This window comes from Vibrio panuliri (assembly GCF_009938205.1).
GTDB lineage: Bacteria > Pseudomonadota > Gammaproteobacteria > Enterobacterales > Vibrionaceae > Vibrio > Vibrio panuliri.
In genome coordinates, this window is sequence record NZ_AP019654.1 from 1392372 (window position 1) to 1410569 (window position 18198).

Genomic DNA, 18198 nt, shown 5'->3' on the forward strand with positions numbered 1-18198 from the left:
TGCCAGCATTGTCTGGTTAGGTTAGGTAACATTGACAAATTTACACCTCGGCAAAGTGAAATGGTTTGGTGGTCATAACAGTAAAACAGACCGCGAAAACGATTTTGGCTTCATTTCTATGGATAATGGAGAGAGCGCTTTTGTTCACAAATCATCACTAGAAAACTGCTCATCTCTAGAAGAGGGCGATTTGGTTCTATTTACCCAAGTTGCTGGAAAAAAGGGAATTCAAGCAGAAAGCGTAACGAGACTGTTTCCATTTAACGACGATATTCTTAATATTTTTGTTTTTAGTATCACTGATGAAGAGCTAAAGAAAGGCCGAGAGGGATCGATAGCCCCGCTATTGGCATACCTGATACAAGAGCCATCACTGCTCAATTTTAAAAATAATTCAGTGCTAAAGGATTGCTTAACAAGCTTATGTGAAAGTGAGTACGGAAATAAATTTATCTGCGCTCTCTCTTTGGAAAGCTCGCATAAACATACGATTGCGGAATTGATCTGTGATTGCAAAAATTGGAGTGTGCTTTTTGATATCGCAGGGTTTAGCAAGCTCGGTTTCTCCGACAGCATTGCCACTCTTGGTTACGCGCTTTTGTCACCCAACTATATAACGTCAAACCTTGCTACTCTTAGTGAGCATTTATTGGCGCTATCAGAAGTCGAACGTATCAATGCTTTAACACAGTTGAATAACGCCCTTTCATTAAGTGCGGTGTTGTACTTAATTTTTAGTGGTGCAGCACCACATCCTAAACATTGGGAGAAAGAGAAAGGGCAATTTGGTAACCAAGTACCTTTTTCTACTTTGTTGAACCTGTTTGTTGAAGGAACTGTGAGTCGCGAAAATCAGGTTGAGGTAGATGATTTTGTTCGTGATATTTACAGAGAACGATTTGATTCATTTTCTGATTATTGCCAGCACCCTGTAATAGCGCCAATCATTAAGCCCTGTTTGATTAAACGGAAAATGTTTTTTAAAGACATGAGCTTTATCGGTGACGTTCAAAATGATAAAGCGTTGTGGCACGACCCTGAAATGTGGTTCTTGAGTGAGAGTTTACCTTTGATTTTCGCAGGCAACGGCCATGATGATATTGAAAAAGTGATTCTTCATAAACTTTGGCAAGCTATATTAACGAAACACATTGATATCGATCACTCAGCGTTGTTTAAGCTTTTTCCTCAATGTAATACGTTAAAATACCGTTACCCCCATATGCACCTTTCCTGTGAGGCATTCCACTGGACTCCAAAAGAGGGGGCGGCGCGTTTTTTGTGTCGCTCAAAAGAGTGTCATGATCCTCAAGTGATGCCTGACCTCACAAAGCCCTATTTAGACTTTTCGGTATTTGATTGGCTAGCACATTATGGTATCAACTATGCGGTAGAGAATGCTCCTTCAAAACGTGATTTTTCAATCAAACTTGCGGGTTATGTAAACAGAATCCGTGAGTTACATTCGAGATTGAACTGCCGTTGTTGTGGCAATTTAATGATACCTGATATGAAGTATGCGAGAGTCGAAGTTAAGTCTATCGACCCTAACACTAAACAATTAATAATAACTCCTGTGAATGCGGCCTATCGATTAACAGTCTTTAGTTGTAACACAGAAGGATGCGGTGAATTTGGTCACAAATATTATATAAACCATTGCCTGCATTACCAATGTCATGAACTTATTGATAGCCGAGATATTTTGGAGAAGTGTAGTGAGGGACATTATATATGCACATGTGGTGCATGTTGCAACAAGCATGCTGACATAGAACAGAACGTGGGCATATTAGCAAATTCGACTGTTAGACATCGTGAGTTATATAAAGACTCGCCTTCAATACGAAATGTTCGGAACTGGGATGAGAGATAGAAAATGAATCAGTTGGCAAATTTTAAAGAAGAATTCAGTTCAAAAATCCCTGCACTAACTTTGCTTACTAACCTTGGTTATCAGTTCATTTCGCCGAGTGAATGCATGGCTATGCGTGGCAACAAAACTATGGTGATTTTGCCGCAAATCTTACGCAAGGTATTAAGCTTCAAAACCTATCTATTCATGGGTAAGGAGCGCCATTTATCAGAAGCTGCGATTGATAAAATCGTACAAGAGCTTGCCAACCCTGCCATGAATGAAGGGCTTAAAGCCGCCAATGAAAAGCTCTATAACGCCTTAACTTACGGCATTAGTGTGACTGAGTTTGTCGAGGGTAAAAAAGCCAACCCAACCATTCAAATCATTGATTGGGACACGCCTGAAAATAACCAATTTCATTTCACCGAAGAGATGGAAGTCGAGAACTCCCGTAGTACAGGTAAACGCATTCCTGATGTGATCTGTTTCGTTAATGGCTTGCCGTGGGTGGTAATAGAAGCCAAACGCCCTGATAGTAGCATCAATGGCAAACCCACCATCACCGAAGGTATTTCGCAAAACATTCGCAACCAAAAAGTAGATGAAATTCCTCATCTGTTTGCTTACAGCCAACTGTTGTTATCCATCAATGGGCATGATGGTTTATACGGTACGTGCGGCACACCAGAGAAGTTCTGGGCGAAATGGAAAGAAGAAGAAATCACTGAAAGCACCTTCGAACACCTTAAGAACACGCCGCTGAATGATGCGCAACTGAATGCGATCTTTAACCACCGCACGCCAGCAATTAAAGACGAATATCTATCACTGATTGCTGGCGGTGATTTGGTGGTGACAGACCAAGATCGCTTATTGGTATCCTTGCTACGCCATGACCGCCTACTAGAGTTAACCCGTCTATTTACCCTGTTTGATAAAAAAGCAGGCAAGATTGTGGCGCGTTATCAGCAAGTTTTTGGCATTAAAGCCTTAGTGGAGCGCATCACCTCTTTTGATGACAAAGGCGCACGTAACGGCGGTGTGATCTGGCATACCACAGGTTCGGGAAAATCATTCACTATGGTGTTTTTGTCAAAAGCACTGATTTGGCTAAAAGAGTTAGCGAAATGCCGCGTAGTGGTTGTGACCGACCGTGTGGATTTAGAAGACCAACTTGCTTGCACCTTTGCTTCTGGCGGCGCACTGTCAGATAGAGACAAAAAAGAGGCAATGGCAACCACAGGTAAACGCCTTGCAGAGCAAATCGGTAAAGGCAATGAGCGTATCATCTTCTCGATCATCAACAAGTTTGGTACAGCGATTAATCTACCTGAATGCTACAACGATAGCCCAGACATTATCGTATTAGTGGATGAGGGGCACCGTAGCCAAAACGGTGAGAACAACATCCGAATGCAACAAGCCTTACCAAAAGCGGCTTACATCGGTTTCACAGGTACACCTCTGCTGCAAGACGATAAAACCGAGAACAAGTTCGGTAAGATCATTCACTCTTATACCATGCAGCAAGCCGTTGAAGATGGCACTGTTACGCCGCTGTTGTACGAAGAACGTAAGCCTGATCTGAGCACCAACGACAAAGCCATTGATGCATGGTTTGACCGTATTACCGATACCCTATCGGAAAAACAACGCGCTGACTTAAAACGCAAGTTCGCTCAAAAAGGTCAGATCTACCAAACCGAAGGGCGTTTAGAGTTAATTGCGCACGATATTTCTGATCACTTCCAGAATTTCAAGCAGCAAGGTTTGAAAGGTCAACTGGCTTGCGACTCTAAAGCCTCTGCAATCCGCTATAAGAAGCTTCTCGATCAAATCGGTAAAGTCACTTCAGTGGTTGCGATGTCACCACCTGATACCCGTGAGGGACACGATAACATCGATAATGAAAGTACCGATTTAGTGCAAAATTGGTGGAAAGAGAACGTCGCACTGAAAGGTTGGAGCGATGAAAAAGCCTACACCAAACACATCATCCAAGAATTTGAAAAGGATGAAGGCCCCGACATTATGATCGTGGTCGATAAACTGCTAACGGGCTTTGATGAGCCTAAAAACACGGTATTGTATATCGACAAGCCGTTAAAGCAGCACAACCTTATTCAAGCCATTGCGCGTGTTAACCGACTGCACAGCAAAAAGCAGTTCGGTTATTTGATTGATTACCGTGGCATCCTCAAAGAGCTGGATATCACCATTGAGAAGTACCAAGACTTAGCTGAACGTACCCAAGGCGGGTTTGATATCGATGATCTCAAAGGCTTGTATAACCGCATGGATACCGAGTACAAGAAGTTACCGGGTTTGTATGATGACCTTTGGGCAATTTTTGCTGGTGTGAAGAACAAGCAGGATGGACAAGCACTTCGTCAGGCTTTGGCACCTAAAATTGACACCATTGATGGTCAACTGACAGATACCAATTTAAAGCTGCGTAATGATTTTTATGATGCGCTGACCGCGTTTGCTAATTGCCTAAAAGTCGCATTGCAATCAGCGACGTACTTTGATGATAAGAGCTTCGACAATCAGCGTGAACTATACAAGAGCACGTTGAAATCCATGAGCCAACTGCGCCAACAAGTACGTGCAGATGCAGAAGAAACAGTGGACTATGACGAGTATTCGGAAAATATTCGCGCCATGTTAGACAAGCACATAGCGGGCGTTTCTATTGAAGAACCAGAGGGAGCTTATCTGGTTGGCAACATGGGTAAAGATGCCAAACCAGAGCAGATGACCGATGATGAAGCCAAAAATAAAAAGGATGTCATCACAGGTCGTGTAACCAAGATGATTGAGCAAGATCTGGCAGATGACCCGTATGCTCAGGAGTATTTCTCGAACCTGTTAAAGCAAGCCATCGAGAAAACTAAGGAGATGTTTGATAGCCCTGTTAAACAGTATCTTCTATTTGCGGATTTTGAACAGCAGGTCAAAGACCGCGATGTGGCAGGTTTACCAACTGACCGTTTTGCAGAACTCGATCCTAAAATCAAACGCCATGTTCAAGCCTACTATGGGCTGTTCTTAAAAGTGTTGGGAGAGACGTTGCCTCTGAGTGAAGAGCAATGCTTTCAGTATGCGTTAGACATTGATGGCATTGTGCGTAAAGCAGTTGCCGAGTTTTCAATTAACCCATCAGAGATTGAAAACCAGATCCGTTTAGGGCTACTGCCACTTCTGTTCAATGATGTTGGTATCGATAAAGCGCAAGCCATTATTACGGACGTCATTCAAATCACTCGCCTTGGCTTGTCAGGTCACTAAGTATGACTTCTGTTAACCATAAAGAAGGCAATACAGAGGAATACAGCTTCATATATGGTAATGAAGCTGTTACCTACGAGGTGATCCGTAAGGCTTTTGCTGACGGTAAGAAAAAGAAAATTACCATCCGAGTACATCCAGATTGCCGAGTGGCGGTAACTGCGCCTGATGATGCGGAGAAATCAGCAATCCATGAAGCAGTCATGCAACGTGCTCAATGGATTTGGAATGCACTGGTCGAGTTCCGAACTCATTTAGACTACGTTCAAACTAAGCACTACGTGAGCGGTGAGATGCAATTTTATCTAGGCAGACGCTATGTGTTGAAGGTAGTAGAAGACCAAGAAGTAATTTCCAATGTCAAAATGGAACGAGGCAAGCTTTTAGTTACGCTTAACCGATTTAATGAAGATAAGCCAAAGCTCGTCAAAGCACTAGTATCCGGTTGGTATGGAGTTCGTGCAGAGCGCATATTCCATGAACGCTTAGCAGAGCTTTTACCGCAGGCAACGTGGGTAGAGGGCATCCCTTCATTCCGCATTATGCCGATGCAAAAACAGTGGGGAAGCTGCTCTGCCAAAGGCACGTTGATGCTCAACCCTCATCTAATCAAAGCGCCTAAAGAGTGCATTGATTACGTGATCTTACATGAGCTTTGCCACATCGCGGAATACAACCATAGCGAGCGTTTTTGGCGCTTATTAACCAGTGTGATGCCGAACTGGAAAGAAGTGAAAAGTAAGCTAGATGGTATGGCGGAGTTGTATTTGAATGAGTGAAAGCATAACCAACGAGCTAATTGATATAACAAAGGAGTTTGATTATGCGTTGTCCTACTTGTGAAAAACATATTGGCTGGGAATGACTCGAAGACGAATGTATAGACCCCAATGAAGAATTTGAGTGTCCTCTCAGTAATGAAACTCTGCATTACGAGGTTGATGAAGGCACGTCCCCTTAGTGCGTAGCATGTAACGATTGAAGTTGTGGGTATTTAAAGGGCTGCCATTCAGATATAATGAGTAATCATTCAATTTACCGATTGGCTTTTGCTCTAATTTGAGCAACAATTTCTAGGTAAGTATTTTACTCTAACCAATAATTGCCCACTTTAAAGTCAGCGCGAGTGCGCTGACTCTTTGGGTTTTGCAATACCTAGCCTAAATAACGGCTTCTTAAGTGCTCTTTAAAGTATGTGGCATTAAGAGTGTCACCTGCTGCGCCTTTCACAAGTTCATCGGTTGTTAGCAGGCTACCTTTACTCCAAATATTGTCACCTAACCAAGCGAAGATAGGCGTTAGGTCGCCACTGCGAATGGCGGCATCGACATCTACCGTTTTCTTCATTGCTGCCATAAACTGAGCGGCGTACATTGCGCCAAGCGTGTAGCTAGGGAAGTAACCAAATGCCCCGTCGGTCCAGTGGATATCTTGCATACAACCGTTTTTATAGTTGCCTTCGGTGGAAAGCCCTAAGTATTGCTGCATCTTCGAGTTCCAAAGCTCGGGTACATCGGTGTGTTTGATCTTGCCATTAATTAGATCGCGTTCAATTTCATAACGCAGAATAACGTGCGCAGGGTAGGTAAGCTCATCGGCATCAACGCGGATAAAATCTTTCTTCACGCGAGTGTATAGCTTTTGGAAGTTTTGCTGAGAAAATAACTCAGGATTCGCTGCGCTAAAATGTTTGCCTGCAAGGTTAGCTAAATGGGCGATAAAGGCATCGCTGCGACCAACCTGCATTTCAAAAAATAGCGATTGAGATTCATGAATACCCATTGAGCGCGCTTCACCTGCTGGCGTGCCAGCGAGTGACTTAGGTAAACCTTGCTCATAACGGGCGTGACCTGTTTCATGCACGATGCCCATTAGAGATTGAACGAACTCTTGCTCATCGTAGCGCGTGGTAATACGCACGTCACTTGGAACGCCACCACAAAATGGGTGAACACTCTCATCTAATCGGCCGTGGTCAAAGTTGAACTGAAGCAGTTTCATCACTTCAAGCCCCAGCGCTTTTTGCTTGTCTGCTGCAAACTGACCCGTTGGCGCAACAAAGGTTTCTGAAGCTTGCTTGTCGATGACTTGGTCGATCATCTCTGGCAACCATGTTTTTACATCCGCAAACAATAGATCGAGTGATGCTGATGAAGTGCCCGGTTCGTAGATATCAAGCATCGCATCATAAGGTGATAGGTTGTTCGCCTCGGCACGCAATTGCGCTTCTTCTTGGGAAAGTTTTACTACTTCAGCCCAGTTTTTCTCAAAGCCTTGCCAATCATTATCTTTACGTTGGCTACGCCATGCATGCTCGCATTTTGAGCCAGCGAGTGATTTGGCTTGCACGAGTGCTTCAGGTAATAAGTTCGCTTGCTGCCAGTTTCTTTTGAGTTCGCGCAAGCTGGCAGATTGCTCATTCGTTAATGTTTCTTGCTCTGCTTGTGCAAACCAGTCGGCAAGTTGAGGTTGGGTATGCAGCGAGTGAATATGTACCGAAAGTTCAGCCATAGCTTCGGAACGTGCTTGGTTACCGCCGCTAGGCATCATGGATGCTTGGTCCCAGCCACAAATTGCGGCAAGGTGGTTGAAGTGGGCGATTTTTTTAGAGTGTGAAACCAGTTTTTCGAATGCGCTCATTAAGATCTGCCTTTGTGAAATCAAATTTATCTCAGTCTAGCAACCGTGATGGAGAAGATAAATTATTTGTTGTGTTAATCAGTTAGCGGTATAAAGAAAATATCACTACAAGGACGCAGTAATATGATTGTCAATTTTGAAGCATTTTTAGTCGCTATCACCATATTAACATTAACACCAGGGGTGGATACCGCCTTGGTGATCCGCAATTCATCACGCGGCGGAGTGGTGGACGGGGCAACGACTAGCCTAGGTATCTGTTTTGGTTTGTTTGTTCACGCCACGTTTTCTGCAGTCGGTATTTCGGCATTGTTGGCGCAATCAGCGCAACTTTTTGCAGCGGTAAAAATGGTTGGTGCGGCTTATTTGATCTGGCTAGGTCTATCGAGTTTACGCGCACTAATGAAAGGGCAGGCGATGCCTTCTGAGCTGACTTTGAATCAACAAACGCTAAATCTAAAGCGCTCGCTACGTGAAGGCTTTCTCTCTAATGTGTTGAATCCGAAAACCGCTGTGTTCTATCTCGCGTTTTTACCTCAGTTTATCAACCCGGAAGGTTCTGCTTTTGCTCAGTCGCTATTAATGGCAGCCATCCATTTTGTGATTGCGATGGTGTGGCAATGTGGATTAGCTGGTGCATTGGATACAGCGAAAGGGTTATTAAAAAGCAGCCGTTTTATGACGTGGATGGAAGCTACCACTGGTGTGGTGTTAGTTGCGTTAGGTGTAAAACTTTTACTTGATGACCAGTGATGATAAGTGGCTAAAACGAGAAAACGCGGCAATAGCCGCGTTTTTTAATACCTGTAGAAAGCGTTGATTAAGCTTTTACTGAATCAAGTGCTTCGTCGTTTACATTAGAGAAGAACAGTTTTGTCTCTTCAATGACCACTTGGCGCAGTGCAATCAAACCAATTAAGTTCGGAATTGCCATTAGGCCATTAACGATATCGGCGATAATCCAAATCATATCTAGGTGTAGGAAAGCACCTGATGCTACCAATGCCACAAAGATGATTTTGTAAGGTAGAACGGCTTTAGTACCAATCAAGAATACGATGCAACGCTCACCGTAGTAGTTCCAGCCTAAAATGGTGGTGAATGCAAAGAACATTAGACCAATCGAGATCAGCATTGGGCCAAATGTGTCCATGTTCAAACCAACAGCAAAAGCGTGAGTGGTCATCGCAGCACCCGCGAAGTCACTTTGCCAAGCACCAGTTAGGATCAGGGCAAGACCGGTCATCGTACAGATGATGATGGTATCGATAAAAGTACCTGTCATCGAGATCAGGCCTTGTCGAACACATGAATCGGTTTTCGCCGCCGCCGCCGCCATTGGTGCACTACCCAGACCTGATTCATTTGAGAACACACCACGAGCGATACCTGATTGGATCGCTAACATAATGCTCGCTCCCAAGAAACCACCTGTCGCGGCTGTTGAGCTAAATGCAGACACAAGGACAAGCTCGATAGCTGGCAGCAGTTGATCGACATTCATAATGATGACGCTCAAACACGCCAACACATAGAAAAGCGCCATTGTAGGAACAACTTTACCAGCGACTTTCGCGATAGATTGAATACCACCAAGTGTCACAAACGCGACTAACAGTGTCAGAATGCTGGCTGAAATCTCACGTGGAATACCGAAAGAGATCTGAGAAGCATCTAGAATCGCGTTAACTTGTGGGAATGTACCAATACCAAAGCAGGCTACGCCAAGAGCAAAAATGGCAAACATGATTGCTAATGCTTTTGAGCCGACACCGTATTGTAGGTAGTACATTGGGCCGCCGACCATTTCGCCTTTGTCATCGACACGGCGATATTTAACCGCAAGCAAGCACTCAGCGTATTTTGTTGCCATACCAAATAGAGCCGCTAGCCACATCCAAAATAGTGCGCCAGGGCCACCCAGTTTAATCGCGGTTGCAACACCAACAATGTTACCAGTACCGATAGTGGCAGATAGAGCGGTACAAAGTGCCGCAAAGCTGGATACATCACCTTGTTTATCAGAATCGTCTTTGTTGAAGATCATCTTAAACGCGGTAGGCAGGTATTTAAATTGCAATAGACCTAGACGAAAAGTGAAATAAACACCGGTGCCAACTAACAAAATTAGCAGTGGTGGTCCCCAAACAAAGTCGTCGATAGTTCTTAGTAATGTATGAAGGTTATCCATGGTTTCCCCTTAATTAAAAAAACATTTAAGGAGAAGAGGGAAAGGTATGAAGGCCTAATAAAAGGACGATCAATAGATAGAGCACTTAGTAAAAACTAAGTGACAGGATGTTTCTTTCCACTCCTCTGTCCTTTTGCCTGAGAGTTTCACTTTGCTTGCGCAAAACTTGCTCCTTCGGCGACCGATTTAACGGTTCTCTCCAGAGGTTCCTCCAACTACAGTCCCCGCTACCTAGGTAGCACCTGAAAGATTTACTTCTTCGGTAGGTTATACTAACCAAATGTTATAATTTGGTTAACAACCACTCTCCTGCAGTCTTCATCGGAACAATTACTCATATGATGAGTAAATGTTAGTCATTAGCACTGGTCGCTGATGACATGAGAACTCTATCACTTTTTTTGAATTATTCAATAGATTTTAAGAAAAATAACTTGGAGTAAAAACAGTGGCTTATAGAACAAGAGCTTGGCTAATAGAGGAAAGTATCGGTTGGAAAGAAAAAACGCCTCAAAAAGAGGCGTTTTCATCGCAAAAAGGCGATCATTCATTAGAAGTAGTTTGCGTCAACTAGCTCGCTCGCTTCTACTGCGCTTACTTCTTCACGCGCTTCAAGCCATGCAACGACTTGCGCTTTTTGCTCTTCAGAAACGTTTTGGTAGCGTTTTGCTGCGCAGATGAAACCTTCGAAAAGCTCAAGACCGCCGCCGCCAAAGCATAAACCTAGGCTATCGATGTAGTCGATAAACTCATCAACGAACACATCGTAACGCTCAAAGTCAGTAATGTTTGTTTTGCAGCTCACGTCAAAACCTAGCATTGCGAATTCGCCTAGGTACATTTTTTTAAGGATACGACGTTTTTTGTTTTCTTGTTTAAATGGTTTCATGTTTCTGCCTCGAATCATTTGTACCCCTCGTTTATACAGTAATAATCGCCATCTCCCAAATAGAATGCTGTGAAATTGCTTTGATCGTGTGGATCTTAACCATTGTGATCGTTTGTGGAGCACATACGCTATATTTAGAGCGAGAAAACTACCTCACTCTGACCTTTTACAGCAAAAAAATGGTATAAAAGAGATGTTTAGAATCCTGCTGAATTAAGTGCTTGGCGCAGCGTCTAGCTAAGGAGAGGGTATGACAAGACTGATAGCAATTGTGTTTCTTATTGCACTCGCATTTGTGCTGATCCGTTATCGAACCAACGAGAAGTTACAGAAGTACGTTGTCATTACTTTGATCTCTGGCTTTTTTGTCTACACCGCCAGTATCATGATCACAGAACTTATGCGTTAGCTGTCTAGGAGCCAACAGTGAATAAATCGACCGATTTAGATAACAGCGAAGATGATGTAGTTGTAATTGAAGAGCGTGATAAACGCAGCTATCTCTATATCGCTATTGCTGGAGTGTTAGGTCTTGCGCTTGGTGGGTTGGTAGGCTCATCGATGACTGCCAATAAATGGCAAGCCACTTATGTTGAGTTGCAAGAGCAATATCAACAAGTCCAAACTGAGAAAAAGCAGCTCGTGACCAATGTGGAAGAACGTGTGGCGAATGTAGACTTTGAGGTTGAGAAGAAACTCGAAGCGAAACTGACTCAGGTGCGTGAAAACCATCAAGCGGAAATTGATGAGCTAAAGCAGCAGATCGCGCAAATGGACGAGCAAAATCAAGCCCTGAGCAAACAGATTGCCTCGCAGCAAAATGAGTTGTCTAAAGCAGAAAAAACCAACACCCAGTTAAACCAGCAAGCAGATATGCAAGTGTCGCTACTGGAGCGTTCGCGAGAGCTGTTTCAGCATGAGTTGAAAGTAAAGCAAGAGTTGGATGATCTTAAAAAAGAGCGTGCGCAACTGGAGCCTAAGCTCGAAACGCTGAAAAAAGAGTGTAATGCCTACCTTGATGGAACGTCTTGGGAAGCGAAGTCGGATTCTTGTGATAAGCAAGATGAGGCCAACTCACGCATTAGCCAAATCAATCAAATGATTCGCGTACATGAAATGGATCTTGAACAAATTAAGGCTATTTCAGAGCAACTCGGTCTAGAGTAGTTTTGCTTAACCCATAAAAAAACCACTTCGATATGAAGTGGTTTTTTTTAACGCTGAGTTCTTAGAACTTAAAGCGCGCACTGAACATCAGTTGGTCGCCGTAGAACTCATTGAAACGAGCTTCGCCACCTAGAGAGAATAGTTCAGTTGCGTGGAAACGCGCGTAAGCAGATGCAATCCACTCATCGTTGTCGTCTAGTGATACGTAACCACCTTTGCCGCCCACTTCAAGTTGTGGACCAAGCCATTGACGAACACCTAGGTTTAGTTCCATACCTGTATCTGTACCAGTGTTGCTGCTATCTACCATACGGAATAGAACTTCACCAGTTAGGTCAGCCCAGTTGTTAATTGGAGCGTGGAAACCAACACCCATTGCTGAGTCGAAGTCGCCTTCAAACTCGGAGTCAATACGAGCAACAGCGTGAGCGTTAGGGTGGATAGATTTGCTCATACCTGCACCGAAAGTACCAGGGCTAGCGCCGATACGTGCTTCAAGGTAATCGTAGCTAAAGTTACTCATAACTGAAGGACTGCTAGGATCAGTCATTGCAAATGATTGGCCAGATACAAGTACTAGCGCTGCAGCTAAGATGGTTTTACGCATAAGGAGATGAACCTTTAATAGTTATTAATCCATGTTGGGGGCGACTATACAGCCCTAAATACAACGAGCATATTACTGATAGTTGCCCACTATCACTAGGCAAAAATGTCATTGTTTTGTCGATATTTTTAAATTAAGCAAATACTATGCCTTAACCGACCATCAAAGTGTGCGTTTATTCACCAAAACTGATTCGATTTTCCGCAATCGCGTTGAAAATCTTTTCTGTATCGAGTGCTTGAGCCCAAGGCATAGGCTGAGGTTCATTTTCAATGATGAATTGCGTGAGCAGATTTTTGACAGTGTCACGAATCTCATCGCCGTTCCAAGGCTTAGCAAGGTAAAAATCGAGGCTAGCGTGGTTAATCGCTTCAACGGTATCCTCTAAACCTGCTTGCCCAGTAAGTAGCAGTTTCTTCGCTTTGGTTGTCAATTTATCGTCATACAGCTCAATCAAAAAGCTGATGCCGGTTTGCTCGGGCATAATGTGGTCGCACAATATCAATGCCAGTTGCGTGCCTTCTGCTTGGGCATCGGCAATGATCTCTTTTGCTTCGGCAACGGATTCCGCCCCTTCAAGTAGAAAGTACTCTTCGAAGCAGTCGATGTCTTGAAGGACGCTGTCCAATACTTCTCTTTCGTCGTCCACGCATAGAATGAGGTACTTGTTCATGGGCTATCCCTCGCTGTTATTGGGTTGTTGTTCTATCGGTAACCACACCGACATACGGGTAAACTCGCTGACTTTTGATTCGACTTCAATCATGCCACCATGTTGATGAATTATCTGCTGGCAAACTGACAAACCGATACCTAGACCAAAGTTTCCCTCTTTTTTGGTAGTGAAGTTAAGTGCAAAGATTTGCTGCTGTAATTTGGGCGAAATCCCACAACCATTATCTTCAATGTCAATCACTGCCCATTGTTTGTCATTTCGCAGGGCGCTTCGAGTAGTAATAGACAGCATCCCTTGTGGGGGGAAGGCGTCAATCGCATTGGATATCAAGTTAGTCCAGACTTGTTGCAATGCTATGGGCATGCAATTGATCAATGGTAACGGGTGATAATGCTTTTCCACGCGGTGAAGCTTGAGTTTGTTTTCAAATATCACCAAGGTATCTTCAATCCCTTCATGGATGTCCACATAATGAAAGGTTTCATCGTCTTGGCGAGCATAGCCTTTAAGGCTTTTGACCATATCAGCGATACGCTGAGCGCAGACATTGATCGAGCGTAATGTTGCCCCTGCAATATGAAAGTTCTCTAACTCGTTAAGTTCATGATTGACTTCATTAGGTTGATAGCGCGCTCTTTTTAACCACGTTTCTTCTTGGTTTAGCCCCAGTTTTACCAGCTTTTTCGCCAATCGTCTGTCTCCAACCACTTGTTCGGCGATTTTGGATTTCTGGCGCTCGTCTGCGGTGGAATTAGGGCGAGAGGAGAGCGCTCGGGTAAGAATTTGGCTGCTCAATTGGGGAGAGCATTGGTTGTTACCATTGACGAGATGGAGGATGTTGTCAGTCAAGGTTTCAGTACCGCGCAAGATTGCGGCAATTGGATTGTTAAGCTCGTGAGCAACGCCAGCAACCAACTGGCCCAACATCGCCATCTTCTCACTTTCAATAAGTTGATGGTGAGCAGATTCAAGGGATTCCAAGGTTTTTTGCAATTGCAGTTTTGTGTTGATATTTCGCTGCAAACGACGGTTAAAGTGACGAAGCAAAAGGTTGGTAAACAGGGGCAATAATGCGGTATCTGAATACATCACTTTACTGAACACTTCGCGGTCGAGTTTGATCACGTCGGTGTTGGTTAAGGTCACAGCTGTTGAGAATGATGGTTCACCGGTGACAAACGACATCCCGCCGACAAGGTTACCTTTGGTATGGCGTACCACTTCCCGTTGCAGGCCTAACTCGTCTTTTTTGTACAGCGCGACTTCACCAGAAATAATAAACCAGAGGAAATTGTTCTCCTCACCTTCTACGGTTAAGAGGTGTTCACTGGAGTAGTGTCTGACAGCGTTGGTTTCATCCTCTTTAGCGAAGAACTGCTTGAGGGCGTTAATCACTTTCTCTGCCAACTCAGTATCAGACATCTTGTGGTGATCACTGATAAAGCCAGCCTGATAGCTCCGCATTTTTTGGTCAATATGAGTGCGCAGCAAACGTTGTTGATCGAGTATTAGCCCATAAGAGAGCAGGTTCTCTTTGTCTTCTTCCACTACATAGTTAGTGAGCTCGTTTTGCACCGTTTTATAGACAAGGTTTTGTTGCAGAGGTTTGGTTAAACAGTGGTCAAGACGACCTTCATTGACCGCGGCAAGAATGGCTTGTATATCTTGTCCGCAACTAATTAATACTTTACGAGTTTTTTGTGTCAGTGGTGATTTATCAAGCTGAATTAGAAACTCAGCGCCACTAAAATCCTCGCTATGACTTGCGATAACCAGTGCGACGGGTTGTTCGCAGTCTAAACAGTATTGCAGTGAGGCATTGGCATCTTCAAGGGATGCGGCGAAGTGAATATCAAACCGAGAAGCGAAAACACTCAGCTCATTGCGTAATTGTTCAACGCTATTTGGGTTGTTATCGAGACAGATTAGGGCGAATTGATTCAATAGGGCGTCCAACCTTATGTCTAGCCAGACTTTCACTGTAACAACAAATAGATGGACGTGCTGAGAGCTGAGTTAGAGAAATAATTAACAAAATCGTAAAACTGCCAATACTCTGATTTAACTCAAGCTTTTTTAGTGTAGACTTGAGGATAGAGCAGCACAGCCACGAGAGCTCAGAGGGGTGAGTGGTTGAAACGCTATACTTTAAACACATAGATAAATTAAGAATGAGTTCGATGCGACAATTAAAGAAAATAGCGGCCATTGGCGGCGCAATCTCTCTCGCTTTGTGTTGGCCTTTAGCGGTGGGACAAATTGGTCAAAACGTCATTAAAGATGGTGTCGCCAACCTTAACTCCGATGCAATAAAAGCAGAAGTGGTGAGCTATGATCGTGGCTATTTGTCATCAACGGTGACCACACGTTATGTGGTGACTGACCCTGTAATGGCGGAGCAACTCAAGGCTGATGGTGTTCCCGCTGAGATTATCGTGAATAGTGAACTCAGCCATGGTTTGTTCAGTCTGTCTGCTGATTCTGTTTTGGCGAATTGGTCTGAAATGCCTTTAACTTTGCATACTGTTACACAGCTAAATGGCAATACAGATTTCGAGTTTAAGCTCGATACATGGCGTCAAAGTACAGAAGGTGAGGGCGGCGCGATGATGCTTATCACTCCTTCGACGCTGAAAGGGCATATGACCGTTTTAGGTCAAGTTGACTATCAACTGGATGTGCCTTCGATCGAGGTGGATTTTAACAGCGGTGAGAAACTGTTGATTGACAAGGTGAGCGGTCAGGGAAGCGGTAAAAAGGTCAACAGTTTCTGGATTGGTGATCAGGTGATGAACATTGATAAGTTCTCGGTGACTGACCCAGAGCAAGTGACCCTGTTTGGTTTCCAAAATGGTGAGTACCAATACTCAGCGGAATATGCGGAAACGACGCAACGAGTTGCGAGTAAGCATAAAATTAGCGTTGGTGAGGTCAAGGTAGAGCAAGAGCATCTTGATAATTTGCAAGTTGATTTTTCATTTGGTGATCTAGATGCGGTAGCCTTTGAGCAATTGGTTCAGTTATATCAAAGCTCGCCAATGCTGACAGCGCAAGAGTTGCAGCAGATGATTCCGCATATGGATAATCTATTCTCAAAAGGTTTCTATCTCGCGAGCGACAATATTACGCTCAATATCGGTCAAGGGGAGTTCTCTTCTCAGTGGAAGCTGGTGGTTCCGCAAGGTACTGACAATGTTTCACAAAATCCGATGAAAGTAATGCCAGCTTTACAAGGGCATTTTGATTCGTTTATCTCAAACGACCTTGTTGAGCAATATCCGGCGATTAAGCAAACCATTGATGAAGGTATGATCATGGAGTTTGTTAAGCAAACCGATAAAGGTTATCAAGTAAAAGCAGAGATTAAAGAAGGTAATATCGTCTTTGAAGGCGGACAAAAAGTGCCACTAATGAGCCTGTTTCTACCTTTTATGATGTAGCCTAGCGCTTACTCGGTATAAAGAAATTTACACTCCCTATGCAAAAGAGGTCTTAAGACCTCTTTTGTTGCTTTTTCTCTCAGATAAAAAGTGGTATTAATGGGGGATACCCAAGTAACTTTAAGATCAACCACTTCCATGGCGTGAGGTTTTATCACGGTGTTGCTATTTAAAGGAAGGCGGTTAATGCGATATTTCGTGTTTTGAGGTTAATTTGGTATACCAGTCAATATTTATAGCATGAGCAAGGAAAGAAACCGTGGACAACGTTTTTAACTTTAGTGCCGGACCTGCGGCTTTACCAAAAGCGGTAATGGAGCAAGCCCAGTCGGAATTAATTAACTGGAATGGATTAGGTACTTCGGTGATGGAAGTGAGTCACCGTGGTAAAGAGTTTATTCAAGTGGCTTCAGAAGCTGAGCAAGATCTGCGTGATCTGCTATCCATCCCTGACAATTACAAAGTACTTTTCTGCCACGGTGGTGCTCGTGCTCAGTTTGCTGCAGTACCAATGAACCTGCTAGGTAGCCACACGAAAGCGAGCTATGTGGATGCGGGTTACTGGGCGGAAAGCGCAATTGATGAAGCGAAAAAGTACTGCGAAGTGGATGTTTTCGATGCCAAAACAGAAATTGATGGCAAAGTAGCAGTAAAACCTGTCAGCGAATGGCAGTATGCCGATGATGCGGCGTTTGTTCACTTCTGCCCGAACGAAACCATCGATGGTATCGAAATTGACGGCTTGCCGCAGACAGATAAACCTATTGTCGCGGATATGTCATCAAACATTTTGTCACGTCAAATCGATGTCTCTAAGTACGGCGTAATTTACGCGGGCGCGCAGAAGAACGTTGGTCCATCAGGTCTGTGTATTGTTATTGTACGTGACGATCTGTTAGAGCTTGCCAGTGATATTCTACCAAGCTTCCTAAACTACAAAGTGTTAGCAGAAAAAGACTCAATGTTTAATACGCCACCAACATTTGCATGGTACCTATCGGGCCTAGTGTTTAAGTGGTTAAAAGCACAAGGTGGCGTTGCAGCCGTAGAGCAGGTAAACCGCGAAAAAGCGTCACTGTTGTATAACTACATTGATAGCTCAGATTTTTACCGCAATAACATTCACCCTAATAACCGTTCGCGTATGAATGTGCCATTCCAGTTAGCGAAACCTGAATTGGATGAGTTGTTCCTTGAGCAAGCTAAGGCAAGCGGTCTCGTTGCGCTGAAAGGTCACCGCGCAGTTGGCGGTATGCGTGCATCAATTTACAACGCAATGCCGTTAGAAGGCGTGCAGGCGTTGGTTGATTTTATGCGTGAGTTCGAAGCGAAAAACGCGTAATCATAGCGAATTAAACGATCACACAAGCCGGCATTATGCCGGCTTTTTTTGTCTGTGATGATTTCCAATCGACTACACTTATCCCAACAAACCACCT

At 43.9% G+C, this 18198-nt stretch carries 14 protein-coding genes and 1 riboswitch; of the genes, 8 read left to right on the forward strand and 6 right to left on the reverse strand.

The window, feature by feature from the left end; genetic code table 11:
- Positions 1-31: 31 nt before the first annotated feature.
- From GZK95_RS06345 to GZK95_RS06355, 3 genes are read left to right on the forward strand one after another with little or no spacing between them, the layout of a single operon-like run.
- Positions 32-1876 carry a cold-shock protein gene (locus tag GZK95_RS06345; protein ID WP_075712825.1) on the forward strand — a complete coding sequence of 615 codons (1845 nt, stop codon included), beginning with the start codon at positions 32-34 and terminating at the stop codon, positions 1874-1876.
- A 3-nt stretch (positions 1877-1879) separates the two neighbouring features.
- Positions 1880-5149, forward strand: a complete 3270-nt coding sequence (locus tag GZK95_RS06350) for a type I restriction endonuclease subunit R (protein ID WP_075712827.1) — start codon at positions 1880-1882, stop codon at positions 5147-5149.
- Between the two features lie 2 nt (positions 5150-5151).
- Positions 5152-5928 carry a M48 family metallopeptidase gene (locus tag GZK95_RS06355; RefSeq protein ID WP_075712829.1) on the forward strand — a complete coding sequence of 259 codons (777 nt, stop codon included), beginning with the start codon at positions 5152-5154 and terminating at the stop codon, positions 5926-5928.
- A gap of 376 nt (positions 5929-6304) precedes the next feature.
- On the opposite strand, the gene GZK95_RS06360 is transcribed toward GZK95_RS06355, so the two are convergent.
- Positions 6305-7789 (reverse strand): carboxypeptidase M32, encoded by a 1485-nt coding sequence (locus GZK95_RS06360; protein WP_075712831.1) that lies wholly within the window; start codon positions 7787-7789, stop codon positions 6305-6307.
- Positions 7790-7912: 123 nt separating this feature from the next.
- On the opposite strand from GZK95_RS06360, the gene GZK95_RS06365 reads away from it, so the two are divergent.
- The gene (locus GZK95_RS06365; RefSeq protein ID WP_075709412.1) at positions 7913-8542 is read left to right on the forward strand and encodes a LysE family translocator; all 630 of its coding nucleotides are present in this window, start codon (positions 7913-7915) and stop codon (positions 8540-8542) included.
- A 67-nt stretch (positions 8543-8609) separates the two neighbouring features.
- Here the strand turns inward: GZK95_RS06365 and GZK95_RS06370 are convergent, their stop codons facing one another.
- Complete coding sequence (locus GZK95_RS06370) at positions 8610-9980, reverse strand: alanine/glycine:cation symporter family protein (RefSeq protein ID WP_075712833.1); 1371 nt, start codon at positions 9978-9980, stop codon at positions 8610-8612.
- Positions 9981-10095: 115 nt separating this feature from the next.
- Positions 10096-10193: riboswitch (glycine riboswitch) on the reverse strand.
- A gap of 337 nt (positions 10194-10530) precedes the next feature.
- Positions 10531-10869, reverse strand: coding sequence for a 50S ribosome-binding protein YggL (locus GZK95_RS06375; RefSeq protein WP_075716432.1), 339 nt, complete (start codon positions 10867-10869; stop codon positions 10531-10533).
- A gap of 250 nt (positions 10870-11119) precedes the next feature.
- Here GZK95_RS06375 and GZK95_RS22080 point away from each other — a divergent pair, with 250 nt between their 5' ends.
- Together GZK95_RS22080 and GZK95_RS06380 are read left to right on the forward strand one after the other, a co-directional pair.
- On the forward strand, positions 11120-11278 hold the full coding sequence (locus tag GZK95_RS22080) for a hypothetical protein (RefSeq protein ID WP_167369927.1): 159 nt from the start codon (positions 11120-11122) through the stop codon (positions 11276-11278).
- Positions 11279-11295: 17 nt separating this feature from the next.
- On the forward strand, positions 11296-12036 hold the full coding sequence (locus GZK95_RS06380; protein ID WP_075709414.1) for a chromosome partitioning protein ParA: 741 nt from the start codon (positions 11296-11298) through the stop codon (positions 12034-12036).
- Positions 12037-12097: 61 nt separating this feature from the next.
- Here the strand turns inward: GZK95_RS06380 and GZK95_RS06385 are convergent, their stop codons facing one another.
- The 3 genes from GZK95_RS06385 to GZK95_RS06395 form a co-directional block, all read right to left on the reverse strand.
- Positions 12098-12643, reverse strand: coding sequence for a hypothetical protein (locus GZK95_RS06385; RefSeq protein WP_075709415.1), 546 nt, complete (start codon positions 12641-12643; stop codon positions 12098-12100).
- Between the two features lie 175 nt (positions 12644-12818).
- Positions 12819-13316, reverse strand: a complete 498-nt coding sequence (locus tag GZK95_RS06390) for a response regulator (RefSeq protein WP_075709416.1) — start codon at positions 13314-13316, stop codon at positions 12819-12821.
- A 3-nt stretch (positions 13317-13319) separates the two neighbouring features.
- Positions 13320-15263 (reverse strand): ATP-binding protein, encoded by a 1944-nt coding sequence (locus tag GZK95_RS06395; RefSeq protein WP_075716427.1) that lies wholly within the window; start codon positions 15261-15263, stop codon positions 13320-13322.
- 227 nt (positions 15264-15490) lie between these two features.
- Here GZK95_RS06395 and GZK95_RS06400 point away from each other — a divergent pair, with 227 nt between their 5' ends.
- Complete coding sequence (locus tag GZK95_RS06400) at positions 15491-16759, forward strand: DUF945 family protein (protein ID WP_075716428.1); 1269 nt, start codon at positions 15491-15493, stop codon at positions 16757-16759.
- A gap of 259 nt (positions 16760-17018) precedes the next feature.
- Positions 17019-18101: a 3-phosphoserine/phosphohydroxythreonine transaminase gene (gene serC / locus GZK95_RS06405; protein ID WP_075709419.1), complete on the forward strand. Its 1083-nt coding sequence runs from the start codon at positions 17019-17021 to the stop codon at positions 18099-18101.
- The last annotated feature ends 97 nt before the right edge of the window (positions 18102-18198 follow it).